Origin of the sequence: Arthrobacter woluwensis, assembly GCF_030816155.1 — a bacterium.
GTDB lineage: Bacteria > Actinomycetota > Actinomycetes > Actinomycetales > Micrococcaceae > Arthrobacter_E > Arthrobacter_E woluwensis_A.
Genome location: NZ_JAUSXR010000001.1, coordinates 3,023,675 through 3,050,355, shown reverse-complemented (window position 1 = coordinate 3,050,355; position 26,681 = coordinate 3,023,675). Strand labels below are relative to the sequence as shown.

Genomic DNA, 26,681 nt, shown 5'->3' with positions numbered 1-26,681 from the left:
TATGTCCCGACCCTTCCCGGAGAAGTTCCTCTTCGGCGCCGCGACCGCCGCGTATCAGATCGAGGGCGCCGCGTTCGACGACGGCCGCACCGCCTCGATCTGGGACGCCTTCAGCCGGGTTCCCGGGGCCGTGGTGAATGGCGACACCGGGGATGTGGCCTGCGACCACTACAACCGGTACCCCGAGGACGTCGCGCTGATGCGCGAGCTGGGCCTGCAGAGTTACCGGTTCTCGGCGTCGTGGTCGCGGGTGCGGCCGGACGGCGGCGCGGTCAACCCGGCCGGGGTCGCGTTCTACGACCGCCTGGTGGACGAGCTCCTGGAGGCGGGCATCCTGCCCTGGCTGACGCTCTACCACTGGGACATGCCGCAGGCGCTGGAGGAGAAGGGCGGCTGGACCGTCCGCGAGACCTCGGACCGGTTCGTCGAGTACGGGCTCACCCTGCACGACGCGCTCGGCGACCGGGTGAAGCACTGGACGACGCTGAACGAGCCGTGGTGTTCGTCCTTCCTCTCCTACACCGCGGGTGCGCATGCCCCGGGCCGGTACGACGCCGGCGACGGACTGCTGGCCGCCCACCACCTGCTGCTCGCCCACGGACGCACGATCGAGGCCCTGCGCGAGCGTGATGACACCCTGGAATGCGGCATCACGCTCAACCTGACGGTCGCGGATCCCGCCGATCCGCAGGACCCCGCCGATCTCGACGCCGCCCGGCGGATCGACGGACAGTTCAACCGGTGGTTCCTCGACCCGGTGCTCCGGGGCTCGTACCCGGAGGACATCGTGGAGGACATCCGGTCGGCCCACCCGGAAGCGGTGACACGGTGGGAGGCGGCCGTCCGGGACGGCGACCTCGCCGCGGTGTCCACGCCACTCGACTGGCTGGGCGTCAATTACTACCACGGTGAGCTGGTGTCGGGGCATGCTCCGGGGAGCGCGAACGAGCAGGCGCCGGGAGGCGACGCCCACGTCTCCCGTCGCACGGAGTCGCCCTTCCCGGCCGCCGACGGGGTGCACTGGGTCGAACGCGGGCTCCCGCGCACCGGCATGGACTGGGAGGTGCAGCCCGACGGCCTGAGGCGGGTGCTCCAGCGCGTCGCCGAGTCCGCCCCCGGCCTGCCCCTGTACGTGACCGAGAACGGCGCGGCCTACGACGACGAACTCGTCGACGGCCGGGTCCCCGACTCGGAGCGCACCGCGTTCCTGAGGGACCACCTCGGCGCCGTCCTCGAGGCGATCGACGCGGGAGTCGATGTCCGCGGCTTCTTCTACTGGTCTCTGCTCGACAACTACGAGTGGGCCTGGGGATACGAGAAGCGGTTCGGGATCGTCCGGGTCGACTACGAGACGCAGGAGCGTCTGGTGAAGGACTCGGGTCTGGAATACCGACGGATCATCGCCGCACGCGCCGTGTGAGGCGGTGCCCGAAAGGAGGGGCGCTGCCCGAAGGCGGGCAGTGTAAGATCACGGCTGTCATCCGCGACGAAGCCGAAGCGTATGCAGGAGAACGGAGCAGGGGTGGATCAGAAGGAAAGCGCGACCCGGCCGACACTGGAAGAAGTCGCGGCCGCCGCCGGGGTGTCCCGATCCACGGTGTCACGGGTGGTGAACGGTTCCACTGCGGTGAGCCCTGAAGCCCTGGAAGCCGTGGAAGCAGCCATCGAACGGCTCGGTTATGTGCCGAATCGTGCCGCACGCTCCCTGGCCACCCGCCAGACCCATGCGATCGCCCTGGTCGTTCCGGAGGACACCACCCGCTTCTTCGGAGACCCGTTCTTCGCGGCCGTGGTGGCCGGGATCAGCGACCGGATCGCCCGTTCCGACTATGTCCTGAACCTGCTGGTGGCCAGCGACGATCCGGGTGGGCGGGTCACCGGTTTCGTCCGCAACGGCGGCGTGGACGGCGCGATCGTCCTCTCGTATCACACGAGCGATGCCTTCATCGACAGCATCGTCGAGGCCGTTCCCGTGGTCTTCGGCGGCCGGCCGTGGGCCGAACGGGAGAGCGATTACGTCGTCGACGTCGACAATGTCACCGGCGCGCGGTACGCGGCCGACCACCTGATCAGCACGGGACGCACCAGGATCGCGACCATCACCGGTTCCCTTTCGATGGGTGCCGCGGAGGACCGGCTCCAGGGATTCCGCAAGGCACTCCTCGACGCCGGGCTGGAACCCTTCGCGGAGGTCCCCGGCGACTACTTCGAGGCCGACGGCGTCAAGGCCGCACGCCAGCTGCTCGCCCGGGCCGCTGAGCCGGGCGGGCGGCTGCCCGATGCGATCTTCGCGGCGAACGACCTCATGGCCCGTGGCGCGCTGGAGACCCTCAGCGCGGAGGGAGTCAGGGTCCCGGAGGACGTCGCGATCGTCGGCTATGACGACTCCCCGGTCGCGATCTCCACGAACCCGCCCCTGACCACGATCCGCCAGCCGCTCCATGCGCTGGGGGAGGCGACGGCCGGTGTCCTCATCGACCTTCTCACCGGCGCCGAGCCGCCCCGCCGGACCGTTCTGGAGACCGAGCTCGTGGTGCGCGGGTCCGCCTGAGACGGTGCCCACCGCTCCGACGTGACTCCGGCGTGACAGCCGCGGCACTAGGCTGGAGGGATGGTGACACCGGAGAAGGAGCATGCCGAGCACAACGCCGCCGTCGCCCGTATTCAGACGGGCCTGACCACGGTCAGCAGACGGGGGAGCGCCCGGCTGAGGCGCTCCAACCAGACGCTCTCGCCCGTGGACCATTCGATGCTGGAGTACATCCGCTCCCACCCCGGGTGCCGTGCCGTGGACATGGCCACGCACTTCGAACTCAACCGCTCCACGGTGTCCCGGCAGCTCGCGGCGCTCACCCGTATGGGGCTCATGGCCGCGGTGGACCCGGAGTCCACCGCGCGCAGTCAGGCCCTGCGGCTCACCCCGGAGGGTGAGGAGGCGCTGGTGACCTCGGCCCGCTTGCTCAACGAGATCATGACCGAGCGTCTCGCCGATTGGTCCAACGAGGACCTGGAGGCGTTCGCCGAGATGCTGGACCGCTTCAACGCCGCCATGGGGGAGAGCTAGGAAAACCCAGCCCCGGTACTCACCGCGTCAGCCGGGTCTCCTCCTCCACGGCGCCGAGTTTCTGCGGGTTCCGCATCGCGAAGATCCGGGTGATCCGGCCGCCCTCGACCGCCACGCTGATGAGCGTCGGGCCCGCCACTTCGTCGTCGATGCGCAGGCCGGGCAGGCCGTTGAGCCAGAGCACCGCGCTGCGCGGATTCACCGCCGCCTGCGGGAACGACTTGAGCAGGTTGATGACCTTCTTGAGGCCAGACACCGGCACCCTGACCGCCTGAGCCAGGCCGCCGCCGTCGGCGATCAGCACGACGTCGGGCGCCAGGACGTCCATGAGGCCCTGCACATCGCCGGTGCTCACCGCCGCCAAGAACTGCTCGACGACTGCGCGCTGCTCGCTGCGGTCGACGTGGAGGCGAGGACGCCGCGCGGCCACGTGGGACCGGGCGCGGCTGACGATCTGCCGCACCGCGGCCGGCGACTTGTCCACCGCCTGGGCGATCTCTTCGTATGGGGTGTCGAACACCTCGCGCAGCACGAACACCGCGCGCTCCACCGGCGCCAGCGACTCCAGCACCGTCAGCATGGCGATCGAGACGCTCTCGGCCAGCTCGACGTCGTCGGCCACATCCGGCACGGTGAGCACCGGCTCGGGAAGCCATTCCCCGATGTAGTCCTCCCGCCGCCGCGCCAGGGTCCGGAGCTGGTTGAGCGCCAGGCGCGTGACCGTCCGGACCAGATAGGCGCGCGGGTCGCGCACCTCCGCGCGGGAGGCCGGATCCAGCCCGGCCCACCGCAGCCAGGCCTCCTGCACCAGATCCTCGGCGTCCGCGGCGGAGCCGAGCATCTCGTAGGCCACGGTGAAGAGCAGGCTGCGGTGGGTGACGAACGGGTCCGCGCTGTCGATGGCGCCGGGGCTGCTCATGGCGCTCAGGCTACCCCGTGGCCGCTGCGCGCCGCGAGGGGCTTCAGTTCGCAGGCCTCGGCGAAGCCTTCGGACTCGATGCCCATCGCCACGTTGCCGCGGGTCGTGAGGTTCGCGAAGCCGATGACGCTGGTCAGCTCCACGAGCGCCGGCGCCCCGAGGGCCTTCAGAAGCCGGGCCGAGAGCTCGTCGGTCACGGCGACCGGAGTGCTGGTCATGGCCTCGGCGTACTCGAGGACGTCACGCTCCAGGGGCGTGAAGACGTCGGAGTCCCGCCAGCAGGGGATCTGGCGCGCCTTCTCCAGGTCAAGGCCCTGGTTGTAGGCCATGAAGTAGTTGTAGTCGAGGCACCAGCTGCAGCCGATGTACGAGGCCACGGCCATGTGGGCGTAGGACTTCAGCGACTCGTCGCAGTGGTTCCACTTCTGCAGCTTCTGCCCGAAGCCCATGGAGGCTTTCAGGACGCCCGGGCTGTGCCACATGACGCCCAGGGATTCCGGGACGCGGCCGAACATCTTGGCGCTGAACTTCTTGACCAGGGCCCCGTAGAGGCCTGTGATCTCGGTGGCGGGGATGCGGGTGGTCATGACTCCTCCTGAGGGGTGTTCTGTTCCTGACATCATGAAGACACCGGCCGGGGCCGATCTGTGACAGATAAGGTGAAACCATGAGCATCTCGCAGGACCAGGCCTATTACCGGGACACCTACCTTTTCGAATCCCCCGCCCAGGTGGTGGCCGCAGGCCAGGACGACGACGGCGCCTGGGTCGCCGTGAGCCCCAACATCTTCCACCCGAAGGGCGGCGGTCAGCCGTCCGACGAGGGCACCGTGAACGGTGTTCCCGTGGTCCCGTCCCGCACCGAGGAGGGTCTCGTGGTGCTGAGCGGCGACGGGCTCGCGCTGGAGGAGGGCGCCGAGGTGGTCAGCGCGATCGACGAGACCCTGCGCAAGCGGCACGCCGCGCTCCACACCGCGGGTCACGTTCTAGGACACCTGGGTGAGGCGCGGGGCTGGCAGAGCGCCGGTCACAGCCACTATCCGGGTCAGGCGCGCCTCGACTTCAGCCCCGAGGGCCTGGAATCAGAGCTCGCGACGCCGGAGCTGCGGGACGCGGTGCGCGCCGAGTTGCAGGAGGCGTTCGACACTGTGCTCGCCCGTGGCGGCGCCGTCACCGCCACGACCGACGAGTCCGGGCACCGCACCGTGACGATCGAGGGCGTGAACGCGGAGCCGTGCGGCGGCACGCACGTCTCGGACCTGTCCCAGCTGAAGGACGTCCGCGTGCTCGAACTGAAGGTCAAGCGCGGCGCCCTCAAGGTCCGCTACGAGGCCGAACACGCCTGATCGCGGGCCTTAACCGGCGATGGAGGCGTCGCCCAGGGTTCCGTCGGATGCCACCTCGATGAGGATCACGTGGCCCCAGAACAGCTCGTCATCGTCGTAATAGGCGGTCATCGAACCATCCGCGTCGATAGAGAGCTCGCGGAGGCGGATGCGCCGGGCGAACGTGCCGGCCGTGATCGGAGCTTCGGGCGCCGCCTCATCCTGCTCGTCTTCCTGCCAATCGTTGGCCAGGTCGGTGAGCTTCTCCGCGGCGAACGCCCGCCACCGTGCGTCGATGCCCGGCAGATCGGCGACCAGCGCTTGCAGGCAGGCGAACGATGCCCGGCAGGTCTCGGCGCCCAGAACGGCGGGTTCATCGACGGCGAGCGTCACCGAGATGTCGCCGTCGTCCCGCGTGATCAGGCCCGAGAACCATCCGAAGGCGCGATCGAGCTCGAAATCGCCGATGTCGGTGGACATGATGACGGGCTGGACCCACTGGTCCCTCCACTCGAGGAGGAAGCGGTTCTGCACGTCCCGCTCCACCACCTCGTCGAGGGCGAAGTGGTGCGAGAGATCGGGGACAGGCAGCTTGTACTTGGCGTACTCGGCAGGATCCGGGGTCGCGCGGCGCGCCCTGACCACGTACTGGGTCAGCGGCTTGAGGTCGTGAATCCACGTATCGCGCTGCTCGTCGGTCGCGAGCCACGACAGGCGGCCTGATTCCGTCACCTCCGAGCCGTCTTCGTCACGGTAGGCCAGCACATCGGCCGAGGCCGTCCAGAGAACCGCGCCACCGGCTTTTCCCGCCCCACCGGTGTGCTGACCGGTGAGGACGGTGATCTCCACCGCGTCCGACGCGTAGCGCTTCTCAAAATCCAGGCGTTCCTGATCCCCCGACATAGGGGTCACCCTACCTGGCGCGTGTGAGAGCCGCGATCCCTCTAGAAAGCTAGAGACGCTCAGGCGTTGCGGCCTCGCGCCGCGATGTCCCAGCGGTCCACGACGGCGCCGTCGGACACCACGGTGACCTCGTCCACCAGGTTCACCGCCACACAGACGTGATTGGGGATGAGGCGCAGCCTGCTGCCCAGCGCGGGAAGCGGTGAATCCTCGGGCCACAGGACCGTCGCGTGATGCTCAGAGAGGGCGCTGACCCGCGCATCGGGCTCCTCCTGGACCCGGGCGAAGCCGCTCGCCCAGGCGGGGCGGTCGCCGCCGAGCATCTTGGTGCCGGCGTCGAGCACGATCCGGCGCGGAATCCCATCAGCGCCTTCGTGGCGGCTGACCACGGTCGCCGCCACGCTGAGGGACACGTCCTCGGGGGTGCACCGCCCGAGTTCGAGCTGCTGCGCGTCCCCGAACACGTAGACACCCGGCCGCAGCTCCGTGGCGACCGAATCCCCGGTGAGCAGCGCGGTCGGCGTCGAACCTCCGCTGAGGACCGCGACGTCGTGCCCGGCTTCCCGGAGCGCGACGGCGGCCTGGTCCAGGGCCGCTCCCTCCTGGTCCACCGCGGTGCCGGGCATGCCCGGGGCGTAGCTGTGCCCCGGGAACGTGAAGACGCCGGCGACGCGGAAGCCGGCATCGCGGGCGGCGTCGGCGATCGCTGCCGCGTCCTCGGGCCGCACGCCGCTGCGGTGATGCCCGCTGTCGATCTCGACCAGCACGCCGAAGTCCGCGGCCGCCAGGCCCAGCAGACGACCGGCCTCCTGGATCGCCTCGACGGAATCCGTGCCGAACGCGATCCGTGCCCGCTGCGAGAGAGCCCTGAGACGCTCCGCCTTCGCCGCGCTGAGCCACAGGGGGTAGGCGATGAACAGGTCGGTGGCGCCGTGGCCGGCGAAGACCTCCGCCTCGCCGATCGTCGCGACCGTCAGGCCCACCGCTCCCGCCTCAATCTGGAGCGCCGCGATCTGGGGGATCTTGTGCGTCTTCACATGGGGCCGGAGCGCCAGGCCCCGTTCCCGCACCCGCGAGGCCATGCGGTCGATGTTGCGGTGCAGAATGTCCCGCTCGATCAGGATGGCAGGGGTCTCGATCTCGTCCGGGATGCTGTGCATGGCTTCATTCTGCCGCACTCGATGGAGGGGCCATCAACACCCGCTCCCGCACCCGGCGAGGCGTTCCTCCTCGTCAGAGCTCGATGAGTGCCGGGGCGATGTCGAGGCGCAGTCTCGTCAGCATGGACTGGAACTCCTCGAGGGGATGCTCCTCGGAGGCCGTGGCGATGCAGACGAGCCGGCCGGATCCGGGCGTGGCCAGGGGAGCGAACTCTTCCACGACCTCGTCCGCAGGGTCGAAGAGCGTCAGGTCCGGCGCCACCGGAGCGATCGCGGGCGCGAGCCATGGCAAGTGCGTGCTCGACAGGGATAGGCCGCGCAGTCGCGGGTGCCGCTCGCGGAGGGCTGTGATGAACGCGGCGATGGGCCGTTCGACCTTCGCGAGATCGAGGAACGCCCCGGATTCGACCAAGCCGATGAGACCGTCGGCGGCCACGGCGTGCACGCGGTGCGCTTCCAAGCCCGCGGCGTCCGCGATGAGCCGTCCCAGCGCAGGGCTCCGGACCAGGACGCTCGCCCCGGCCACGACGAGGGTGCTGTCGTCGGGAAGCGAGGCCAGGGCCGAGCGCACGGGCGGAACCACGCCGAGAATCGGCGCTCGCACCTCAGCGCGCAGTGGTTCGAGGACGGTGACGCTCGGCGCGTTCGAGGCGAGGATGATCGAGCCCGCGCCCAGGGATTCGAGCGCCTCGGCCGCCCGGCCGACGCTGGCCAGCAGGGCCTCCTCGCTTTTGGCCCCGTAGGGGAAACTCGCGCGATCGGCGAAGTACAGCACGTCCTGCCGGGGGTACGCCGCGCGGATGCGGCGCACGAGGTCGTAGCTGCCGATCCCGGCGTCGAAGATGCCGACAGGGCGGTGCAGCTCCTCGGCGCCGGTGAACGTCTCCACCGTCATCACGAGTCCCGCACCGCGTGCCGGAGGGTCTCGCCGTGCACGTCCTCCAGGGTCACATCCACCACGAGGTGCTCGGCCATCACGACGGCGCGTACACCCTCGGACACCTTGCTCACCACGGCGGACTCGACCTCCGTGAGATCGCTGTCCGGGGCCACGCTCACGGCGCATTCCGCGCGCCAGCGCACGTGCGGGGAGTCGCTGTCCTCGGGCCGGACGTCCACGTAGTTCACCTGGATGCGGGCGATTCCGCCGAAGACGTTCCGCACGGCGTCGGCGAGATCCAGCGACGTCACCTTGACCGGTTCGCCACCGTCGGCGGCGATGGCGCTGGTGCTGCGCAGAGGACGAAGGTTCTCGCGGACCGCGCGCATCACGGCGGCGATCGCACCGTCGTCGTTGCCTTGATCCTCGTCTTCGCTGCGCAGGAGCGTGGCCAGGCCGGTGTCCAGGTCCTTCAGGCGGGCGCGCTCGGCGTGGCACCAGGGGCACTGGATTTCGTGGGCGTCGGGTGGCCCGTCGAGATTCTGCAGGACGTCATCGCGTGTCCTGCCGCAGGGCAGGGTGCTCATGGCGTCGCCTCCTCTCCAGGATCGGTGGTCAGAGCCGCGCGGGCCCGTGCCAGGCGTCCGCGCAGGGTGGTCTCGGTGGTCCCCATGGCGAGTGCGGCGTCCCGGTAGCTCAGCCCGTGCACGGCCACCAGGAGGAACGCCTCGCGCTGCGCGAGCGGCAGCGCGGCCACCCGGCTCCACGCCCGCTCCAGTTCCAGTCTGCGCTCGGTCTGCTCTTCGGGCTGTGCGTCCTCGGGGGCGGCGAGCTCCAGGACCTGAGCGTCGAGCGAGTCGGCTTTGAGCCTATCCCGCGAACGGATCCTGTCCAGGCAGACATTGCGGGTGATCGAGTACGCCCAGCCGGTGAAGGCTGCGCGGTCCTTCAGATGGGGGAGCCGGCGCCAGATGCGCAGCCACGCCTCCTGGACGGCGTCCTCGGCTTCCGCCCAGTGTCCGAGCACACCGCGGGCGAAGCTCCGCAAGGGACCGTTCAGGCGCGTGACGAGGTGTTCGAAGGCGGCCGGATCACCCTCCTGGGCGCGGCCCACCCAGGGAACGAGTGAGTCGGGAACCCCCTGTGACATGTGGCCAGCCTAAGGCAGGATGGGAGTAAGCGGGAGCGGGGTCCCAGAACCCCTCACGCCATGTGATGCAGATCACGGAAATACCGCGTGAGGATTCCGGTGTCCGTTCCGTCTTCTTCTGTGTCCAGCGTTTTCGACAGCAAGACTGAGAAGCAAGGAGTGACCATGTCGCAGAATGTCAGCCCCGTCGTGAAGCCCACCGGTGAGGAAGCGGAACGCCAGGCGAAGCGCGAAGCAGCGCAGCAGCACGAGGAGCAGCAGGAGACCCGCCCCACGGGCCCGCTGCACACCGACCACGGCAAGACCACCATCGAGGACCGCGTGGTCCAGAAGATCGCCTCGATCGCAGCGCGTGAGGTCCCCGGCGTCTACGCCATGGGCAACGCGGCCCGCCGGACGTTCAACTCCATCGCGGAGCGCATCCCGGGCGCGTCGGCCAACACCGCCGGCGGCGTGAACGTGGAGAAGGGCGAGCAGCAGGCCGCCATCGACGTGACCATCGTCGTCGAGTACGGCTTCTCCATCGTGGAGGTCTCCCAGGACATCCGCGCGAACATCATCTCCGCCGTGGAGCGCGCCACCGGCCTCGAGGTCATCGAGGTCAACGTGGACGTCTCCGATGTGCACCTGCCCGAGGATGACGACGACACCTCGTCCGACTCCGGGCGTGACGAACTGAAGTGACCACCACGGGCAGGGGTGGCCATCCCGGCCGCCCCGCCCGGTGGCCCGTAAGCCGCCAGAGCAAGCTGCCACACAAGGAGCAGACATGAATGCAACACGTTGGGGCCTGGCCGCCGGCATCGTGATCGGCCTGATCATCGCGTTCGGCTCGTTCACCCAGCTGATCGTCGTCGCCTTTTTCACCCTGGTGGGCGGCGCCGTCGGATGGGTGCTGCAGAACCGCACCGATGTGAGCGGGTTCCTCAAGCAACGCCGCAGGTGAGCTCATGACCACTCATGAGATCGCGACAGCGGACTCCCGGCCGGACGGCCGGGGCAACACGCACATCCCGGCCGCCGTGCTGGCCAAGATCGCGGCGCAGGCGGCCCGGGAAGTCGACGGGGTCGGCGCGCCCGCAGGCGGAGTCCTGGGCGTGGCGCAGCGACGGGACTTCGACCGCAGGCCACGCGCCGAAGTCGAGATCCTCGGCAGCACCGCGGTGGTGCGGCTGGACCTGGGCCTGCGCTATCCGAGCCCCGTCGAGAAGACCTGCGATGCCGTCCGGCAGCGGGTCGACGAAAGGCTCCGGCGTGACGCGGGCGTCACCCGGACCCAGGTGGACATCACGGTGTCCTGGTTGAACGCAGAGGACACGAACGAGCGAAGGAGGCTCCTGTGAAGCGTTTCTGGCATGTGCGCCCGGCGCGCACAGTGGCGATCCTGCTCGCCGCGCTGCTCGCGCTGGCCGTCGGCTGCCTCAGCCTGTGGGCCGGGGCGGCGCGGCTGTCCAGCGGTTCCTGGCCGGACCCGGTCAACGGCTGGCTCTCCCAGCTCGCCGCGGCCGGCTGGCAGGATCCGCTCTGGGTGGGCATCGGCGCCGTCCTGGCCGTGCTCGCGCTGGTGTTCTTGCTGGCGGCGGTCCTCCCGGGCGGCAGGGCCACCCTGCTGCTCCAGGGCGACGACGCCGGCGCCGGCCGCGAGGAAGTGCTGGCCGCCGCGGGGCTCTCCGCCCTCGTGCGTGCCGCCGCCGAACGCGCGGACGGAGTCTCCTCCGCCTCGGTGACGTCCGGTGAGAAGAGTGTGCGCGTCGTCGTGCGCACTCCGGTCCGGACCACCGCGCCCATCCGCGACGACGTCCGGCGCCGCGCGGAGACCGTGCTCGACAGCCTGCCGCTGCGGCGTGTGCCGCAGGTCCAGGTGCAGGTGCTCAGGAAGGGAGAAGGCTGATGTGGAAGACCCACGGACCCCGGCAGCGGGTGCTCCTGATCCTCGCGGTCCTGGTCCTCGGAGCCGCGGCGGCGCTGCTGCTGCTCGGCCGGACCGTCCTTCCGTCCTGGGGCGTTGCGGTGCCGGAGAAGCCCGTCGGGCTGATCCCGTGGCAGGGCGATCAGGCGGGAGTGGCGGTCGTGATCGCGGGCGCCGTCCTGGTGGTGCTGGCCCTCTGGGTGATCCTGACGGCGCTGCCCTCGAGGCCCGCCACCCACACCTTCCGTTTCCACAGTGACCGCTCAGGAGGAGCGATGACCCAGATCGACACCGGGGTGATCGCCCGGGCCGCGGAGAACGCCGCCACGGCCCACCCGACCGTGAGCGCGGCCGGAGTCCGCATCAGCGGCAGCGCGAAGGAGCCCGTGCTCTACGCCAAGTACACGCTGCGCTCGGACGCCGACGCCGTGGAGGCGATGGAGCTGGTGGAACAGCGGCTCATCCCCGACATGGAGACCGTGCTGGGCGTGGGCTTCACGCGACGGCACGTGCGGTTCGACGTCTCTGCTCCGGCCAAGCAGGATCCGGGGCATCTGAATCTGGTTGGGCGCCTCGGCGTCCCACCCCGGCTGAGCACGGCCGGACTTTTCACCAACACCCGAAACTTTTCACCAACACCTGAAAGAGGAGCAGACACATGGGTTTCATCGGATGGATCATTCTCGGCCTCATCGCCGGCGCCATCGCCAAGGCGATCATGCCGGGTGAGCAGGGCGGCGGCTGGTTCGCGACGCTGATCCTCGGCGTCATCGGCGCCGCGCTCGGCGGCTGGATCGGATCCGCCGTGTTCAACACCGGCATCAACAGTTTCTGGTCGCTGGGTTCCTGGCTGCTGGCGATCGGCGGTTCGCTGATCGTGCTGGTCATCTGGGGATTCGTCACCAAGCGCCGCTCCTGACGCGGCGCAGGCGCCGGGCGGTCATCTGCCCGGCGTCCGGGACCGGAGCTCATCCGGCCCACGAAGAGTTCAAGCATCTGGAGGAAATGAGGTCGTCATGGGAAAGAACGTTCTGATCCTGGCACTGGTCGCCGCGGCGGCATACCGCATCGGTGTGGTGAAGGCGAAGAAGAGGGACGGGGACTACGAGGATCTCCGCCACCAGGTCGAGCGCCTTCTGACCGGGAACACCACCAAGAAGGTCCGCCGGAAGCTTGCCAAGGTCAGCCGGCAGGGCGCGTGACTCCTGAATCCAGGTGAACCCCTGAATCCAGGGGATCAGCGCTCCGCGGCCGTGGTGATCCCACGGCGCGGCGGTTGAAGAGGCTGTGGCCCGGGCGATGCCCGGGCCACAGCTGTCGGTCCGGCGGATGCCGCGGGCACCCGTAGGTTGTTTGCCGGGAATGCATGAGAATAACAACATCATTCGCAGTGAAGGAGTGCGGAGGGGTCTGGGCTGAGGGGTTTCACTCCCGGCTCGCGCCCTTCACGCCCGGACGAGAAGGAGGGGCCGATGCAGCGCATCGGATTGGTCTGGAACCCGTCGAAAGTCTCCCGTGAGGACCTGGAGGCGGCGCTCGCCGAGTTCCCGGACGCCGAGGTCTCCTGGTGGGAGACTGACCCGGAGGATCCCGGTCAGGGGGCCGCGCAGCGAGCCCTCGACGACGGGGCCGACGTCGTCGTGGCCGCGGGCGGGGACGGCACCGTGCGTGCCGTCGCCGAGACGCTCGCCGGGAGCGACGCCGGGGTGCCGCTCGGCATCGTGCCCCTGGGCACCGGGAATCTCCTGGCGCGCAACCTCGGCGTCCCGCTCGGCAGCCTGAAGGACGCGCTCGGGCGCGCGCTCGCGGGGGAGGAGCCCCGGAAGATCGACCTGGCCTGGGTCGAGGCCGAGATCGACGGCGTCGCGGAGAAGCACGCCTCGGCCGTCATGGCCGGCATCGGGATCGACGCCCACATGATCACCGAGACCGACGACGACCTCAAGTCCCGTGCCGGCTGGCTCGCGTACGTCGAGGCGATCGGCCGTGCGATCGGCACGAGCGACGTCCTCGACATCACGCTCTCCCTCGACGAGGAGGAGCCCTGGGAGACCTCCGCCCACACCCTTCTGGTGGGGAACTGCGGCACCATCCAGGGCGGCATGGTGGTCTTCCCGGACGCGGAGCCGGACGACGGTCTCCTGGATCTGGCCCTCCTCAGCGCGGACGGCATCGGCACCTGGCTCGACACCGCACGCTCCTACCTTTGGGACAACGGGATCCGGAAGTTCATCGGCAAGGAGGAGTCCGCGGTCGATTCGGAGTCGGTGTCCCACCGGCAGGCGCGCCGCCTCACCGTGACGCTCTCGGAGCCGCGGATTCTGGAGATCGACGGCGAGGACCTGGGCGAGGTGCGGTCCTTCACCGTGAGCATCCAGGAGGGCGCACTGACGGTCCGCTGAGGCGGACGGCGGCCAGCGGGTGGCGGGGCCGGGGACGCCAGGGGCGCCCCCGGCGTCCCGGGCCTCAGCGTTCCTCGACGAGGCAGACCAGGTGGCCGTCGGCGTCGCGGATCACGGCCATCCGGTCGCCCCACGGGCGGGTGTCCGGCGCGTCGACGACCTCGCCGCCCTGCGCCGCCCACGCCTCGCACAGCGCGTCCAGGCCTGGGACGGTGAACGTGGCGGCGACGGAGAGGTCACTCGCCTGGCTCTCCCGTTCGTGGAGGAACACCTCGACGCCGTTGCCCGCCGTCAGCATGGCGAAGCCCGGAGAGAGCTGTGCCGGAAGACCGAGGAGGTCGCGGTAGAAGGCCAGGGCCGGTTCCAGGGCGCGGACGGAGATCACCACGCGGGTCAGTGCTGCGGACATGCTGTGCTCCTCTGGTTGGTCGTGCTTGCTGGTGCTCGCTAGGCGCTCGTCCACACCCCGGAGGTCCCGCGGCGGTGGCTGTCCACCAGGTGCGTGTCCACGATGCCGATGGCTTCCATGAGCGCGTACATGGTGGTGGGCCCCACGAAGTTGAAGCCCTTCTTCTTCAAGGCTTTGGACAGGGCCTTGGACTCGTCCGAGACGGTCGGGACGTCCGCGAATGTGCGCGGCGCCGGGGTCTCGGCAGGCTTGAAGGACCAGACGAAATCCACGAGTCCGCCCTCCTCGCGGAGCGCCACGGTGGCGCGCGCGTTGGCGATGGTGGCCAGGATCTTCGCCCGGTTCCGCACGATGCCGGCGTCCGCCATGAGCCGCTCGACGTCGTCGTCCGTGAAAGCCGCGACCACGTCCGGGGCGAAGTCCGCGAATGCGGCCCGGAACGCAGGCCGCTTCCGCAGGATGGTCGCCCACGACAGACCCGCCTGGAACCCCTCCAGCGAGATCCGCTCGAACAGCCCCTGCTCGTCACGGACGGGCATGCCCCATTCAGTGTCGTAGTACTCGCGCATCATGCCGTCGACGGCGGCCCAGGCCGGGCGGCGCAGACCGTCCTCGCACAGCACGGCGTCGCTCGCGGGGGCGCCCTGGGCTGTGGCCTCGCGGGCCGCGGCGGGATGGAGCGTCTCGGTCATGGCTTCCTCCGGTACGTCAGATCGAACACCATGCGCCCGGCCTCCAGGGCTTTGCGCTCGAAGCTCGTCAGGGTCCGGCCGTCGAAGCGCGGGGCCCAGCCGCCCAGCTCGTCGACGCCTTCGTTCGGGCCGGTGTGGCCGGTGCTCACGGGAGCCCTGCCCTCCCGCACGGGTGCGCCGCCCACCACGGTCTCCACGCCGCTCGCCCACACCTGCGTGAGGGGGCTGTCCGCACCGGCGCGCTCGCCGTCGTGCAGATTCTCGAAGTCCGGTGACGCGTTCACGACGTCGCGCGCGTGCACGGCGTAGTTGGACCAGTCGGTGGCGATCCGCCACAGCCCGCCTGGCTCCAGTGCCTGGGCGACCTGTTCCGCGAACGCGGGCTGAAGGAGGCGCCGCTTGTGGTGCTTCGCCTTGTGCCAGGGGTCCGGGAAGAACACCCACACCTGATGCACCGAGCCGGCCGGCAGCATGGTGGTCAGGACCTCGGGGGCGTTCGCCTGGACCACCCGGACGTTCGTCAGGCCGGCCTGCGCGATCTTCACGAGGGTGTTGGCAAGTCCGGGCGTGTAGACCTCGACGGCCAGGAAGTCCCATTCGGGGTGTTCCGCGGCGGCATGGGTGACGGCCTCGCCCAGGCCTGAGCCGACCTCCACGACGAGCGGAGCCTTGCGGCCGAAGGCGGCTTCGGCGTCGAAGCGGTAGTCGGGGTGCACCGAGGTGTCGGCGACATGGCGCGGCACGTCCACCACGAAGCGGTCCGCATACTCGTCCCAGGCCTCCTGGCGGCGGCCCTGCAAACGGGTGCCGCGCCGCACGAAGCTCACGGGGTTGCGCCGGTACGTCCCGAAGGAGGCCTGGCTGCCTTCGGTGACGGGGTGGTGCGGGGCGCGCGGCTCGGAGGCGGGGGCGCTCTCGGAGGCGTTCGCGGGGTCTGGGGATTCCATGCCGTTCATCGTCTTCCAGGGTACCGGGGAGGGGTGACAGGGATTCATCCGGGGTGGACGCGCCTTGGGCGAGGGGCCAGCGTGTGCAACTATTGCACAGTTGAAGGGAGGCCCCCCATGAGTCAGACGGTCCAGCGAGCCATCGACATCCTGGAGTTCTGCAGCGTCCGGCCCCGGACCCTGCTGGAGATCGCGGACATGATCGGCGTGCACCGCACCACGGCGCTGCGCCTCGTGCAGACCCTGGCGGGCGGCGGGCTGATCCGGCGGGACGAGCGTGGCCTCTACGGGGTGGGTTTCCGGCTGGCCGCGCTGGCCGACTCGGCGCTCCGTCAGTTCGATCTGCGCACCATGGTGCACCCGTTCATCGTGGATCTGAGCGAGCGCGTCGGGCAGACCGTGCAGTTCGCCGTCCCGGACGGCGACGCGGTGGTCTACGTCGACAAGATCGAACCGGCCGATTCCATCCACCTCGACACCCGCATCGGCGGGCACGTGGTGGTGCAGACCGCCGGGGTGAGCAAGGCGCTGCTGGCCTTCATGGACCCGGAACAGCGGGACCGGATCGTGGACGGGATCACCTTCCGGCCCTTCACCTCCTCCTCGATCACCTCGCGTGAGGAGTTCCTGCGCCGCCTGGACGAGGTGCGGGACACTGGCTGGGCCTACGACGACGGCGAGTACGAGGAGATCTCCAACTGCATCGCTGCCCCGGTGTGGAACCACGCGGGCACCGCGGCCGGCGCCATTTCGATCACCGCCATCAAGTCCCAGATGGACTTGATCCGCTTGCGGGAACTGCTCCCGGATCTGCTGGAGACCGCCCGCGCCGTGTCTGAGTCTCTCGGCTGGAGCCCGACGGCGTCCTGAGCGGGCGTCCTCGCTGACTCTGCGACAGGGTGGCCGGGTGACGACGACGGCGACGCCCCGCACGGTGGTGGGGGCCCCGCCGTGCGGAGCGTCGCCGTCGTCGTCACTCAGGTTGTTCGGTGAGGTTGCTCAGTAGGGCGGCTCGGTGAGCGCGCCGATCCGGAGCAGGACGTTGCCGAAACGGCGGGTGTCACCCGTGATGATCGCCAGGGCCAGGTCCTCGGAACGGGCGAGCCGGTAGAAGTCCTCGCGGCTCACGAGCTCCGGGGCGACGCCGAGCAGGGTCCGCACCTCGTCCTGCACGGGGCTGGGCAGCGCGTCCTCGGACGGGCGGATCTGCGTGGCGTGCTCGACCGGGATCACTCCCTGGACCACGTCCAGCACCTCCGGCACCGTGGGGGTCCCCGCGGTCAGGGCCAGATGGACCGTCGGGGTTCCGGCGGCCACCGCGGTGGAGGCCGCGTAGTTGAGATCCGCGATCAGCACGGTCGACTTGTGGCCCGCGCCCGCCAGGGCCGCCAGGACGACGGGGTGTTTGAGAGATCCGCGGATCATCGGACGTACTGACCTCCGTTGATGTCGATCACCGTTCCCGTGACGAAGGCGGATCCCTCTCCGGCGAGCCAGAGCACGGCGTCCGCCACGTCGTCGGGGACCCCTGCCCGGCCCGCCGGGATGGTGGCGACCGTCGCGTTCTTCGAGTCCGCCGTCGTGAAGGTGTCATGGAACGGCGTGGCCTCGATGAAGCCGGGCGCCAGGGCGTTCACCGTGATGCCTTCGGGCGCGACCTCCCGGGCGAGCGAGCGGGTGAAGCCGAAGATCGCGGCCTTGGACGTCGCGTAGGCGAGGGCGCCGGGGTGCCCGCCGTTGTGCCCGGCCAGGGAGGCGATGTTGATGATCCGGCCGCGGCCCTGGGGCAGCAGCGGCTTGAGGTGGTGGGTGATGAGGAACGTCGTGTCCAGGTTGACGCTGAGGATGCGGTGCCACAGGTCCAGATCGAGTTGGCGGAGCGTGGCGCGCTGCACCAGGCCCCCGGCATTGTTGACCAGGACGTCCAGCCGGCCGAACTCCCGGCCGACGGCGTCCGCCAGGTTCCCGACCTGGGTCTCGTCCGTGGCGTCGACCTGGAGTACCAGGGGCTCCGCCCCGGAGAGCGCCCGGAGTTCGTCCAGGAGCGAGTCCTCCGGCGCGTGGCTGCGGTAGGTGAGGGCCACCCGGGCTCCGGCACGGGCCAGGGACAGGGCGATCCCGCGTCCGATGCCGACGCTTCCTCCGGTGACGAGGGCGGTGGTGCCGGCGAGGTGCTGTGTGGTCATGGTTTCCTCCAGATGGTGTTTCACGGGGTGGTCTGCGGGATGCGGGAGTTGCCCTCCGGCCGCCGGTTCGCATAGGCGTACACGAGCACGGCGGTCAGGGTGAGGCAACCGGCCAGGAAGGTGAGGGCGAGCTGGTCGCTCCCGGTGGCCTGCTTGATGAGGCCCACCAGGTACGGGGCGACGAAGCCGCCGACGTTGCCCAGGGAGTTCATGAGGCCCAGGGCAGCGGCGGCCGTCGCGCCGGCGAAAGCCGCGGACGGGATGGACAGGAAGGGTGCGCCGGCCGAGAAGATCCCGACGGCGGCCACCGACAGCGCGGCCATGGCCCAGGCCGCGTTCACAGGCAGGAGATACGCTGCGCCGATCAGGCCGACGGCGGCGAGCACCATGCTGAGCGACGCGTGCAGGGCCCGCCGTCCGGTGCGGTCCGCGCGTTTCGCCCACCAGTACACGAAGGGGATGGCGACGGCGTACGGGATCATGACCAGGAGGCCGAGCGAGGTGTTGTCCTTGATGCCCAGGCCCTTGACGATGGTCGGCAGCCACAGACCGAGGCCGTAGATGCCGCAGACCATGCCGAAGTTGAGCAGACCGTAAGCCCAGGCCCGCGGTTCGCGGAGCCCCTGAAGGAACGAGTGCTTGCCCGGGAGCACTTTGGCCGCGTATTCGGCTTCCATGGTGGAGGTGAGCCAGGCCTTCTCGTCCGGAGCGAGCCAGCGTGCCTCGGAGGGGCGGTCGGTCAGGAGACGGGGCACGAAGACACCCAGCACCACTGCCGGGATGCCTTCGATGATGAACATCCACTGCCAGCCGGTGAGCCCGAGGAATCCGTCCAGGTTGAGGAGGGCGGCGGACAACGGAGCGCCGAGCGCGTTGGCCACGGGCTGCGCCATGATGAACAGGCCCAGGACGGCCGCGCGCTGAGCCGTGGGGAACCAGAGGGTGAAGTAGAACAGCACGGCGGGGAAGAACCCCGCTTCCGCGGCGCCGAGCAGGAATCGCGCCGTGAAGAAGGACGGTTCGTTCCAGACGAAGGCCATGGCGGTCGCCAGGATGCCCCAGCTGATCAGGATCCTCGCGATCCAGCGCCGGGCCCCGAAACGGTACATGCCCGCGTTGCTGGGGATCTCCATCAAGACATAGCCGATGAAGAAGATCCCCGCTCCCAGACCGTAGGCGGCGTCGTTGATGCCGAGGTCGTGGGTGAGTGGTCCTTTGGCGAATCCGACGTTGTTCCGGTCCAGGAAGGCGATCAGATACAGGAGGACGATCAGCGGGACGATGCGCCACCGGACCTTCCTCAGGGTCCTTTCCGGCAGGGATCCAGGATCCGGCCGACGGGTGGCGGAAGCATTCTCCGGCACTGGGATGTTCATGATGACTCCTCGCTTCATTGCGCGGTCTCTGATGAGGCCTACATCACAGTAGCGATATCTGCACTACCTGTGCAAGATATGCACAGTAAGTTTTTTGGAGGGATCGGTGGTTGCGGCTCGCGCTCGCAGGGCGGGTGGTTCCGAAGCGCGTGCCGGAGTCGTTCGCTGGAGCCGTTCGCCGGGCACCCTCGCCGGGCCCGTGAAACAGTGGATTTCCGCCGAAACCGTGTAGTAAACACACTGTTTCGGCGGAAACCCACTGTTTCAGCAGGGAGGGCCAGAATGGATACCGTGCACACGCAGACCATGACCCCCGCCCCCAGCCGCACCCGCCTCGCGTTCCTGGGGGTCTGTCTGGTCCTGATCGGTCTGAACCTGCGCACCGTGTTCTCGAGCTTCGCCGCGGTCCTCGTCGAGATCCGTGCCGCCGGAGCCATTCCGGAATGGGCCGTCACCGCCCTCACCACCGTTCCCGCCACCTTGCTCGGGGTCTTCGCCCCACTGGCCCCGGTCCTGGCGCGGCGATTCGGCGCCGAACGCGTGCTGCTCGGCGCGATGGTGGTCCTCACGGGCGGCCTCCTGATCCGTCCCGCCGACTTCGGGACCCTCGGCCACCTGCCGATGCTGTTGCTCGGAACGGCCCTGTGCGGCGCGGCGATCTCCCTGTGCAATGTCATCCTGCCGACCGTCGTCAAGCGCGACTTCCAGCACCGGCTCGGCCTCATGGGCGGCCTCTACACCACCGCCATCTGCGCGTCGGCCGCCCTCGGCGCGGGATTCACGTACCCGCTTTTCGAACTCACCGGCCAGTGGACGACGGCGCTGCTCGCCTGGGCGGCGCCGGCCGCCGTCGTCGCGCTGCTGTTCGCCCCGCTTGCGCTCGGGGCGCCGCGCCACCGCGAGGCCGTCGACCACGACGGCGCGAATGTGTGGCGCTCGCCTGTCGCCTGGCAGGTCACGGCATTCATGGCGCTTCAGGCGATGAGTTCCTTCAGCGTCTTCGCGTGGCTGGCGCCGGTGCTGCGCGACCGGGGAATCGACGGGAGCGCCGCCGGGATCATGGTGTCCGTGTCGATCCTGTTGCAGATGCTCGGCTCCCTGGTGGCTCCCGCGCTCGCGGCCCGGTTCTGGGATCAGCGCGGGATCAACGTGGTGCTGGCGCTCATGACCGGCGCGGGGTTCGCCCTCAGCATCCTGGGTCCGATCGAGGGCATCTGGGCGTGGATCTCCCTGCTGGGCCTGGGCCAGGGCGCCCTCACGGCCGTGGCGCTCACGCTGATCATGCTGCGCACCGAGGACCAGCACACCGCGGCCCGGCTGTCGGGCATGATGCAGGGCGTCGGCTACGGCGTGGGGTCGGTCGGGACGCTCATGGTCGCGCAGGTGCACCAGGCGACGGGAGCGTTCACCGTGGCCGGCTGGGTGTTCCTGGGCATCTCGGTGCTGGGCGCGGTGTTCGGCTACTTGGCCGGGCGACGCCGGCTGGTGGAGTAGGGCTGGTCAGAGGTAAGCGACCACGAGCCAGGCGAACATCAGGCCCATCGCCACGCAGATGACCCACGCCGTGGCGGCCGCCAGGCACCAGTGCTGCTGCACCTCGAGACGGAAGCGCTCCTCGCTGCCGCGCGGATACCGGCGCAGCGAGTGCTCCGTGAGGGCCATGACCGGGAGCAGGAGCGCCAGTAGGAGCAGAACGGTGACGAGCTGGAGCGCGCCCCACAGCGTCGCCGGTCCGAGGCTCACGACGCCCAGCGCCCGCAGCACCAGGAGCGAGACCTCCTGCGGCCCGCAGATCGCGAGGATTCCGGCGCCTCCGAGCAGCACCACCGCCACCCGGGCGAGGCGCTGCCCGACGCTGAGCGGAACTTTGGGCACCGGCGTCGTGGGTTCGGATCCCCAGGCGGTCACCTGGTCGGGTCGCCGGCCGCGCTGGTGCCAGAACTGACGCAGGGAGCCGCGGATCGCGAGCGGCCACAGCACGACCGCGACGACGGCGGCGAGCTCCCACGCGAACACCTGGTTGGCGCTCAGGCCCCAGTCGAGGTGGTCGCCGAGGAACAGGAGCCCGATCCACGACCCGATGAACGCCGGCACCCCGACGACCACCGCCAGCATCAGCCACAGGATCTGCCGGACCGGGGAGGTGCCGGCTACTGCGGCCCCGGGCGTGCCGTCGGGTCCGGGAGATGCGCGGTTCATGGCTCCGATCCTAGTGACTGCGCGCCTCCCTCCGATCGACTGCTCCACAGGAAGTCGTTCTCCCCGCGACACGCCGGGTTGGGAGCCTCGTATGGAGCAGTCGATCGAGAGGGGAGGGCCGAGCTTACTCCCAGAGGACCGGGCCGCTGCCGGTGCGGCCGAGTTCGTCGTCGGGGTTCTGGAGTGCGCAGCGTTTCAGGCTGAGGCAGCCGCAGCCGATGCAGGAGTCCAGGTCGTCCCGGAGGTGTGTGAGGGCGGCGATCCGGGCGTCGAGCTCTTCGCGCCAGAGGCGGGAGAGCCGGGCCCAGTCGCGCTTGGTGGGCGTGCGCTGCTCCGGGAGCGAGTCCAGCGCCGCGCCGATGTCCTTGAGCGCCATCCCCACGCGCTGCGCCGTGCGGATGAACGCGACCCGGCGAAGCGCGTCCCGGGAGTAACGCCGCTGGTTGAGGCTGTTCCGCTCGGCGCGCAGGAGGCCCTGGCGCTCGTAGAAGTGGAGCGCGGAGACCGGCACGCCGCTGCGGGCGGACAGTTCCCCGATGCTCAGTTCGTGCTGTTTCCCGCCGTGGATCTGGGGCATGCGGATACTCCTCGCTCAGGGCTTTGACCTCAACCATAGTTGAGGTCGTAGCGTCGGGACCATGGAATCCACTCGCACCTCCTCCAGCACCCAGGAGGACCAGATGCCGCCCGGCGCGCGACCGGAGACGGCGCCGACCCGGACCCCGGGCGTGCTCTCTCCCACCTACCTCCTCACGACCCTGGGGACCTGCGCCCTCGTGTTCCTCGCGGCGTTCGAAGCCATGGCCGTCACCACGGTCATGCCGCTCGTCGCCCGCGACCTCGACGGCACCGCCCTCTACGCCCTCGCCTTCGCGGGACCGCTCGCCAGCGGCGTGATCGGCATGGTGCTGGCCGGCGCCTGGACCGACCGCCGAGGACCGGCCCTGCCGCTCTTCGCGTCCACGGCGGTCTTCGCGCTGGGACTCCTGGTCGCGGGCCTGGCGGGGTCCATGCCGGTCTTCCTGGCCGGTCGGCTCATCCAGGGCCTCGGCGGAGGCGCGATCAACGTGGTGCTCTACGTGCTCGTAGCCCGTGCGTACCCCGCCGCGCTGCACCCCAAGATCTTCGCCGCGTTCTCGGCTGCGTGGGTGGTGCCGTCCATGGTGGGGCCGTTCGGCGCGGGACTCGTGGCGCAGTACATCAGCTGGCACTGGGTCTTCCTCGGCGTGGTGGTCCTGGTGGTGCCGGCGTTGCTTCTGCTGCTGCCCGCATTGCGGCGACTGGCCGCCCAGCCCGCGCACGACGACGCCGGCCCGGCGCCCGCGGACGCGTCGCCGGAGGAGGCGGGGGACGTCCTCGACGGCGGGCAGGTGCCGGACGGAACCGCGGCGGGTGGCGCCGAGCAAGGCTCCCGCCCGTCCACGAGCCGCCTGTCCACCGGCCGGCGTCTCGCGGTGGCCGCCGTGGTGGGCGTGGCCGTGCTGGGGCTGAACCTGTCGGTGGAGACCGGCCCGTGGGCGGTGCCGGTGGCGGTGCTCGCGGCGGCCGTCGCGCTGCTCGCGGTGCGGAGGCTCCTGCCGGCCGGCGTGCTGCTCGGACGGCGCGGCCTGCCGTCGGTCATCCTGGTGAAGTTCCTGATCGCCGCGGCGTTCTTCGGCGCCGAGGTCTACGTCCCGTACCTCCTCATGGACCGGCACCATTTCGAACCCGCGACCGCCGGCCTGGCCCTGACGCTCTCCGCGGTGGCGTGGTCCATCGGCTCGGCGATCCAGGGGCGGCTGTCCACCGGACTCTCGAACGTGGGCGCGGTGCGGCTGGGTGCGGCGTCGCTGGCGCTGTCGATCCTGATCGTGCTCACCGCCACGTTCGGTGGCCTGCCGCCTGCGGTCATCATCGTCGGCTGGATCCTGGCGGGTGGCGGCATGGGTCTGATGAGTCCGCGCCTGAGCGTGATGGTGCTGTCGTATTCGACGCCGGGCAACCAGGGGTTCAACGGGTCCGCGGCGAACGTGGCGGACTCCGTGGGCGCCGCGCTCTCCCTGGCCGCGACCGGTCTGGTGTTCCACCTGCTCGGAGCCGGCGGCGCGTTCCTGGGGGTCTTCGCGCTGACCGCGTGCGTGGCGCTGCTGTCGGTGGCGTGCGCGGGGCGGGTCCGGACTCCCTGAGGCCATCACCGGTCCGTGCGGGTTGAGAGCCCGGAAGGGCCCGCCGGGTTCATCCCGGCGGGCCCTTCCGGTGTTCTGTCAGGAGGCGGTGAAGGCCTGGTCGATGGCGTACGAGTCCTCGTGCATCCGGTATCCGGTGATCAGGCCGTCGGCCACGGTGAAGTGCAGCGCGAAGGCGTTCGTGAAGGTCTTTCCCGTCGCCGTGACGGGAAAGGCGTTGCGGCCGATCGCGACGGCGTGCTCGCCGTCGACCACCAGGTGCTCGACCGCGTACTCGGTGGCGGGCCCCAGGGCGCCGAAGGCGGAGAAGAAGCCGTCGAGTTCTTCGCGGCGGTGGCGGCTGCCCGCCCAGGGTGTGCGGGGGCTGCCGTGGACCGTCAGGGTGAAGTCGGGTGCGAAGAGTGCTGTGACGGCGTCGAGGTCGCCGGCCGCGAAGCAAGCGAAGAAGGCGTCGACGACGTCGCGTGTGGTCGTGGTGGTGTTCATGGTTCCAGCCTTTCAAGGTGGCCGGCCCGGCGACAGTGGCGGAATCGTCACCTTGTGAAAGGATTCCGCCATGCAGAACATCGTGACCGTGGCCGTCCCCGGGGCGCCCCTGTTCGAGCTGGGGATACCGTCCCGCATCTTCGGCGCCGCGCGCGATGCTGCCGGAGCGCCACTGTACGACGTGGCCGTGGTGTCCGCGGACGGGAAGCGCGAGGTGGTGACCGCCGAAGGGCTCACCCTCACGACCGAACCGCTCGAGGAGAAGCTGCGCTCTGCGGATGTCGTGATCGTCAGCTCAAGCGAGTCCCTCCTGGATCCTACCGAAAGTGACCGTCTCGCCCGAGGGCTGGAGACGCTTCTGGGGGAGACTGCGACGCCGCGTGGCCGGCGCATCGCATCGATCTGTTCCGGCGCGTTCCTGCTCGGCTCCCTGGGCCTCCTGGACGGGCGGGCCGCGACCACCCATTGGCGGCACGGCGACCTTTTGGCCCGGCGGCATCCTTCCGTCGCCGTCCAGCCTGAGGCGCTGTTCGTCGATGAGGGGGAGGTGCTCACCTCGGCCGGGGTGGCCGCCGGGCTCGACCTGTGCCTGCATCTGATCCGCACCGATCACGGCACGCGCATCGCCAATGCGGTGGCGCGGGCGTGCATCGTGGCGCCGTTCAGAGAAGGCGGGCAGGCCCAGTACATCGAGACTCCGGTCGGGGGCGACCGCGGGCCGGCGACGGCGGGGCTTGTCGAATGGCTGCTAGGGCATCTCGAGCTCCACCACACCACGGCGTCCCTGGCGGAACGTGCCCACCTGAGCGCGCGGACCTTCGAACGGCGGTTCGCGGCGGAGCAGGGGATGCCGCCCGGACGCTGGCTCATCCAGGCGAGGGTGAAACGGGCCAAGGAGTATCTGGAGAGCACGGAGCTCTCCGTGGAAGCGATCGCCCGGGCGGTCGGCATGGGGACCGGCGCCAATCTCCGGACACATTTCAAGCGGTGCACGGGGCGGTCACTGCAGGACTACCGGAAGCTGTTCTCCGCAGGCGGTCCGGGAACCGTTCGGCGTCCCTGACGTGCGCGCTCAGCGGGCCCGCGCCCGCGCCGTCGTCGCGCGTGATGATTTCAGCCTTCACCCCCGGTCTTCCTGCGGGAACGCCCCGCGAGCCGGGCCGCGGCCGCGAGGCCTCCGATCGCGGGGATCGCCAGCAGCACGCGGTCCCGGCGGGAGAGTCCCCCGGCGAGTGCCGCCACCATGACCAGCGCCACCCAGGTCAGCCCGTGGAGCGGACCCACGACTGCCGGGATGAGCCGGTCGCGAAGCGTCAGGAGATTGAGGAGCATCACGCTGAGCGTGCACAGTTCGACGATCCCCATCCAGGGCACAGCCCTCAGGACCGCTCGGGACGGCGTGCGTTCATCCTGCGGGCTCATGCGGAGGCTCCCGGCCGAAGGATCATCAACGCGACCACGACGGCCCATAGGACGGCGAACGCGCCCGCTGAGGCGCGCAGCTTCAGGAGCGCTGAACGTTCCACGGCGCCCTGGAGCGCCTCGCGCTGAAGGGGGACGACGGCGAAGGCGAGGATCAAGGCAGCCAGCACGGTCAGTGCCATGGACGTGATCACCCAGCCGTCGCTGAGGATTCCCATCCTCGCGGCGAGGATGATGCCCAGCGCGGGCACTACCGCCCCCAGCGTGCTGTACACGCGGGTCAGGCGGTGCAAGGCCGCAAGGAGGGTCGGGTTCTGCGCGGCCACGCCGGACGCGTCGTCTGGTCCTTCCGGTTCCGTCTCGCCGGACGCCCGGACCGTGAGGTGGCGGGGGAAGATGCTGGCGGCGGCCGTCGGCGGGCCGATGAGCACGATGGCCCCGATGACGTGCGCGATGAGAATGACGTTGTTCACTGCCTACCTTTCAGCCAAACTGATACCTTGCAGTTTAGCTGAAGGGTGGGTTGTGCTCTGCCGTGAACCGCCGGTTTTCAGGTCCGCTTCCGGAGCTCCGCCACGGCGTGCACGGCCCGGGCCAGGGCTTGCCACTCGGCAGGGGCCGCCGGGCCGAACAAGCGCTCGTCGAGCACGGCGAGCTCTGCCCGGATGGCTGCGAGAAGGTGCGTTCCGGCGTCCGTCACCGCCAGCGACGCCGGAGCGCCGGGCCGGGGGATCGTGCTCTGGACGAGGTCATCGGCGATGAGGGACGCGATCAGCGTGTGCATGCTCTGCGCCGTGATCCCCGAGCGCCGGGCCAGTTCGCTGATGGAGATCCCCGGCTCCCTGTGGATATGCCCCAGCGCTCCATGCTTGCGAGGGTTCATTCCGTGCTCCGCCAGGATCCTGGCGATGTCCTGCTGGACTCCACCCGCAAGGATGGTCAGCGCGAGCGACGGCGACACCGGGGACTGCTGGAGAGCGCGGCCCTGTTGAGGTGCCGCGGAGGGCTGGTCGGTCACGAGGGGTCACCACCTGAGGAGAGAAGCGGAGCTGGTCGCCGCACCCTGGTGTGCTCGCCGAATCGGCTGT

35 protein-coding genes are annotated in these 26,681 nt (G+C 70.0%); 16 read left to right on the top strand and 19 right to left on the bottom strand.

Annotated features, from left to right (window positions below):
* Nucleotide 1: 1 nt before the first annotated feature.
* From QFZ52_RS13990 to QFZ52_RS13980, 3 genes are all read left to right on the top strand, one after another.
* Nucleotides 2–1,420, top strand: coding sequence for a glycoside hydrolase family 1 protein (locus QFZ52_RS13990; protein ID WP_373425679.1), 1,419 nt, complete (start codon nucleotides 2–4; stop codon nucleotides 1,418–1,420).
* Between the two features lie 102 nt (nucleotides 1,421–1,522).
* On the top strand, nucleotides 1,523–2,551 hold the full coding sequence (locus QFZ52_RS13985; protein WP_307498204.1) for a LacI family DNA-binding transcriptional regulator: 1,029 nt from the start codon (nucleotides 1,523–1,525) through the stop codon (nucleotides 2,549–2,551).
* Between the two features lie 60 nt (nucleotides 2,552–2,611).
* Complete coding sequence (locus QFZ52_RS13980) at nucleotides 2,612–3,064, top strand: MarR family winged helix-turn-helix transcriptional regulator (RefSeq protein ID WP_307498203.1); 453 nt, start codon at nucleotides 2,612–2,614, stop codon at nucleotides 3,062–3,064.
* 19 nt (nucleotides 3,065–3,083) lie between these two features.
* Here the strand turns inward: QFZ52_RS13980 and QFZ52_RS13975 are convergent, their stop codons facing one another.
* Both QFZ52_RS13975 and QFZ52_RS13970 read right to left on the bottom strand, forming a co-directional pair.
* Complete coding sequence (locus QFZ52_RS13975; protein WP_307498202.1) at nucleotides 3,084–3,983, bottom strand: RNA polymerase sigma-70 factor; 900 nt, start codon at nucleotides 3,981–3,983, stop codon at nucleotides 3,084–3,086.
* Nucleotides 3,984–3,988: 5 nt separating this feature from the next.
* The gene (locus QFZ52_RS13970) at nucleotides 3,989–4,570 is read right to left on the bottom strand and encodes a carboxymuconolactone decarboxylase family protein (RefSeq protein ID WP_307498201.1); all 582 of its coding nucleotides are present in this window, start codon (nucleotides 4,568–4,570) and stop codon (nucleotides 3,989–3,991) included.
* A gap of 80 nt (nucleotides 4,571–4,650) precedes the next feature.
* Here QFZ52_RS13970 and QFZ52_RS13965 point away from each other — a divergent pair, with 80 nt between their 5' ends.
* Nucleotides 4,651–5,328 (top strand): hypothetical protein, encoded by a 678-nt coding sequence (locus tag QFZ52_RS13965; RefSeq protein WP_307498200.1) that lies wholly within the window; start codon nucleotides 4,651–4,653, stop codon nucleotides 5,326–5,328.
* Nucleotides 5,329–5,337: 9 nt separating this feature from the next.
* On the opposite strand, the gene QFZ52_RS13960 is transcribed toward QFZ52_RS13965, so the two are convergent.
* The 5 genes from QFZ52_RS13960 to QFZ52_RS13940 form a co-directional block, all read right to left on the bottom strand.
* Nucleotides 5,338–6,210 carry a DUF2262 domain-containing protein gene (locus tag QFZ52_RS13960; RefSeq protein ID WP_307498199.1) on the bottom strand — a complete coding sequence of 291 codons (873 nt, stop codon included), beginning with the start codon at nucleotides 6,208–6,210 and terminating at the stop codon, nucleotides 5,338–5,340.
* Nucleotides 6,211–6,269: 59 nt separating this feature from the next.
* Nucleotides 6,270–7,370, bottom strand: coding sequence for a D-TA family PLP-dependent enzyme (locus tag QFZ52_RS13955; RefSeq protein WP_307498198.1), 1,101 nt, complete (start codon nucleotides 7,368–7,370; stop codon nucleotides 6,270–6,272).
* A 73-nt stretch (nucleotides 7,371–7,443) separates the two neighbouring features.
* Nucleotides 7,444–8,265: a glutamate racemase gene (locus QFZ52_RS13950; RefSeq protein WP_307498197.1), complete on the bottom strand. Its 822-nt coding sequence runs from the start codon at nucleotides 8,263–8,265 to the stop codon at nucleotides 7,444–7,446.
* Complete coding sequence (locus QFZ52_RS13945) at nucleotides 8,265–8,837, bottom strand: hypothetical protein (protein ID WP_307498196.1); 573 nt, start codon at nucleotides 8,835–8,837, stop codon at nucleotides 8,265–8,267. The genes QFZ52_RS13950 and QFZ52_RS13945 overlap by 1 nt, the downstream gene beginning before the upstream one ends.
* A complete protein-coding gene (locus tag QFZ52_RS13940; protein ID WP_307498195.1) occupies nucleotides 8,834–9,400 on the bottom strand; it encodes an RNA polymerase sigma factor in 567 nt (188 codons plus the stop codon). Before QFZ52_RS13940 ends, QFZ52_RS13945 begins: the two co-directional genes overlap by 4 nt.
* A gap of 165 nt (nucleotides 9,401–9,565) precedes the next feature.
* Between QFZ52_RS13940 and QFZ52_RS13935 the strand changes: the two genes are divergently transcribed.
* The 8 genes from QFZ52_RS13935 to QFZ52_RS13900 all read left to right on the top strand — a co-directional run bounded on the left by QFZ52_RS13935 (nucleotide 9,566) and on the right by QFZ52_RS13900 (nucleotide 13,711).
* A complete protein-coding gene (locus QFZ52_RS13935) occupies nucleotides 9,566–10,084 on the top strand; it encodes an Asp23/Gls24 family envelope stress response protein (RefSeq protein WP_307498194.1) in 519 nt (172 codons plus the stop codon).
* A gap of 85 nt (nucleotides 10,085–10,169) precedes the next feature.
* A complete protein-coding gene (locus QFZ52_RS13930) occupies nucleotides 10,170–10,346 on the top strand; it encodes a DUF2273 domain-containing protein (protein WP_107004201.1) in 177 nt (58 codons plus the stop codon).
* A 4-nt stretch (nucleotides 10,347–10,350) separates the two neighbouring features.
* Nucleotides 10,351–10,743 (top strand): Asp23/Gls24 family envelope stress response protein, encoded by a 393-nt coding sequence (locus tag QFZ52_RS13925; RefSeq protein ID WP_307498192.1) that lies wholly within the window; start codon nucleotides 10,351–10,353, stop codon nucleotides 10,741–10,743.
* Entirely contained in the window at nucleotides 10,740–11,291 is a 552-nt protein-coding gene (locus QFZ52_RS13920) for a DUF6286 domain-containing protein (RefSeq protein WP_307498190.1), read from the top strand. Before QFZ52_RS13925 ends, QFZ52_RS13920 begins: the two co-directional genes overlap by 4 nt.
* Nucleotides 11,291–12,067: a hypothetical protein gene (locus QFZ52_RS13915; protein ID WP_307498189.1), complete on the top strand. Its 777-nt coding sequence runs from the start codon at nucleotides 11,291–11,293 to the stop codon at nucleotides 12,065–12,067. Before QFZ52_RS13920 ends, QFZ52_RS13915 begins: the two co-directional genes overlap by 1 nt.
* Complete coding sequence (locus tag QFZ52_RS13910) at nucleotides 11,968–12,228, top strand: GlsB/YeaQ/YmgE family stress response membrane protein (protein WP_307498188.1); 261 nt, start codon at nucleotides 11,968–11,970, stop codon at nucleotides 12,226–12,228. Before QFZ52_RS13915 ends, QFZ52_RS13910 begins: the two co-directional genes overlap by 100 nt.
* 97 nt (nucleotides 12,229–12,325) lie before the next feature.
* On the top strand, nucleotides 12,326–12,511 hold the full coding sequence (locus QFZ52_RS13905) for a hypothetical protein (RefSeq protein WP_307498187.1): 186 nt from the start codon (nucleotides 12,326–12,328) through the stop codon (nucleotides 12,509–12,511).
* 270 nt (nucleotides 12,512–12,781) lie between these two features.
* Complete coding sequence (locus QFZ52_RS13900) at nucleotides 12,782–13,711, top strand: diacylglycerol/lipid kinase family protein (protein WP_307498185.1); 930 nt, start codon at nucleotides 12,782–12,784, stop codon at nucleotides 13,709–13,711.
* A 64-nt stretch (nucleotides 13,712–13,775) separates the two neighbouring features.
* Here the strand turns inward: QFZ52_RS13900 and QFZ52_RS13895 are convergent, their stop codons facing one another.
* The 3 genes from QFZ52_RS13895 to trmB are packed head-to-tail and all read right to left on the bottom strand — an operon-like array spanning nucleotide 13,776 to nucleotide 15,759.
* On the bottom strand, nucleotides 13,776–14,120 hold the full coding sequence (locus QFZ52_RS13895) for a VOC family protein (protein WP_307498184.1): 345 nt from the start codon (nucleotides 14,118–14,120) through the stop codon (nucleotides 13,776–13,778).
* Between the two features lie 38 nt (nucleotides 14,121–14,158).
* On the bottom strand, nucleotides 14,159–14,812 hold the full coding sequence (locus QFZ52_RS13890) for a DNA-3-methyladenine glycosylase I (protein ID WP_307498183.1): 654 nt from the start codon (nucleotides 14,810–14,812) through the stop codon (nucleotides 14,159–14,161).
* Nucleotides 14,809–15,759 (bottom strand): tRNA (guanosine(46)-N7)-methyltransferase TrmB, encoded by a 951-nt coding sequence (gene trmB, locus QFZ52_RS13885; protein ID WP_307498182.1) that lies wholly within the window; start codon nucleotides 15,757–15,759, stop codon nucleotides 14,809–14,811. Before trmB ends, QFZ52_RS13890 begins: the two co-directional genes overlap by 4 nt.
* Nucleotides 15,760–15,876: 117 nt before the next feature.
* On the opposite strand from trmB, the gene QFZ52_RS13880 reads away from it, so the two are divergent.
* On the top strand, nucleotides 15,877–16,629 hold the full coding sequence (locus QFZ52_RS13880; RefSeq protein WP_307498180.1) for an IclR family transcriptional regulator: 753 nt from the start codon (nucleotides 15,877–15,879) through the stop codon (nucleotides 16,627–16,629).
* A gap of 129 nt (nucleotides 16,630–16,758) precedes the next feature.
* Here the strand turns inward: QFZ52_RS13880 and QFZ52_RS13875 are convergent, their stop codons facing one another.
* The 3 genes from QFZ52_RS13875 to QFZ52_RS13865 are packed head-to-tail and all read right to left on the bottom strand — an operon-like array spanning nucleotide 16,759 to nucleotide 19,321.
* A complete protein-coding gene (locus tag QFZ52_RS13875; protein ID WP_307498179.1) occupies nucleotides 16,759–17,184 on the bottom strand; it encodes an RbsD/FucU domain-containing protein in 426 nt (141 codons plus the stop codon).
* Nucleotides 17,181–17,945, bottom strand: coding sequence for an SDR family NAD(P)-dependent oxidoreductase (locus tag QFZ52_RS13870; RefSeq protein ID WP_307498178.1), 765 nt, complete (start codon nucleotides 17,943–17,945; stop codon nucleotides 17,181–17,183). Before QFZ52_RS13870 ends, QFZ52_RS13875 begins: the two co-directional genes overlap by 4 nt.
* Nucleotides 17,946–17,965: 20 nt before the next feature.
* Nucleotides 17,966–19,321, bottom strand: coding sequence for an MFS transporter (locus QFZ52_RS13865; protein WP_307498177.1), 1,356 nt, complete (start codon nucleotides 19,319–19,321; stop codon nucleotides 17,966–17,968).
* 306 nt (nucleotides 19,322–19,627) lie between these two features.
* Here QFZ52_RS13865 and QFZ52_RS13860 point away from each other — a divergent pair, with 306 nt between their 5' ends.
* The gene (locus tag QFZ52_RS13860) at nucleotides 19,628–20,815 is read left to right on the top strand and encodes an MFS transporter (protein WP_307498725.1); all 1,188 of its coding nucleotides are present in this window, start codon (nucleotides 19,628–19,630) and stop codon (nucleotides 20,813–20,815) included.
* 6 nt (nucleotides 20,816–20,821) lie between these two features.
* Here QFZ52_RS13860 and QFZ52_RS13855 read toward each other — a convergent pair whose 3' ends face one another.
* Nucleotides 20,822–21,520, bottom strand: a complete 699-nt coding sequence (locus QFZ52_RS13855) for a hypothetical protein (protein WP_307498175.1) — start codon at nucleotides 21,518–21,520, stop codon at nucleotides 20,822–20,824.
* Nucleotides 21,521–21,644: 124 nt separating this feature from the next.
* Entirely contained in the window at nucleotides 21,645–22,097 is a 453-nt protein-coding gene (gene soxR, locus QFZ52_RS13850; protein WP_307498174.1) for a redox-sensitive transcriptional activator SoxR, read from the bottom strand.
* A gap of 103 nt (nucleotides 22,098–22,200) precedes the next feature.
* Here soxR and QFZ52_RS13845 point away from each other — a divergent pair, with 103 nt between their 5' ends.
* Nucleotides 22,201–23,685: an MFS transporter gene (locus QFZ52_RS13845; protein ID WP_373425720.1), complete on the top strand. Its 1,485-nt coding sequence runs from the start codon at nucleotides 22,201–22,203 to the stop codon at nucleotides 23,683–23,685.
* A gap of 78 nt (nucleotides 23,686–23,763) precedes the next feature.
* On the opposite strand, the gene QFZ52_RS13840 is transcribed toward QFZ52_RS13845, so the two are convergent.
* Nucleotides 23,764–24,171: a nuclear transport factor 2 family protein gene (locus QFZ52_RS13840; RefSeq protein WP_307498172.1), complete on the bottom strand. Its 408-nt coding sequence runs from the start codon at nucleotides 24,169–24,171 to the stop codon at nucleotides 23,764–23,766.
* Nucleotides 24,172–24,241: 70 nt separating this feature from the next.
* Here QFZ52_RS13840 and QFZ52_RS13835 point away from each other — a divergent pair, with 70 nt between their 5' ends.
* On the top strand, nucleotides 24,242–25,234 hold the full coding sequence (locus QFZ52_RS13835) for a GlxA family transcriptional regulator (protein WP_307498171.1): 993 nt from the start codon (nucleotides 24,242–24,244) through the stop codon (nucleotides 25,232–25,234).
* Between the two features lie 50 nt (nucleotides 25,235–25,284).
* Here QFZ52_RS13835 and QFZ52_RS13830 read toward each other — a convergent pair whose 3' ends face one another.
* The 3 genes from QFZ52_RS13830 to QFZ52_RS13820 form a co-directional block, all read right to left on the bottom strand.
* Nucleotides 25,285–25,593: a hypothetical protein gene (locus tag QFZ52_RS13830; protein WP_307498170.1), complete on the bottom strand. Its 309-nt coding sequence runs from the start codon at nucleotides 25,591–25,593 to the stop codon at nucleotides 25,285–25,287.
* Complete coding sequence (locus QFZ52_RS13825) at nucleotides 25,590–26,066, bottom strand: hypothetical protein (RefSeq protein WP_307498169.1); 477 nt, start codon at nucleotides 26,064–26,066, stop codon at nucleotides 25,590–25,592. The genes QFZ52_RS13830 and QFZ52_RS13825 overlap by 4 nt, the downstream gene beginning before the upstream one ends.
* Before the next feature lie 77 nt (nucleotides 26,067–26,143).
* On the bottom strand, nucleotides 26,144–26,611 hold the full coding sequence (locus QFZ52_RS13820) for a MarR family winged helix-turn-helix transcriptional regulator (protein ID WP_307498168.1): 468 nt from the start codon (nucleotides 26,609–26,611) through the stop codon (nucleotides 26,144–26,146).
* Between the last annotated feature and the right edge of the window lie 70 nt (nucleotides 26,612–26,681).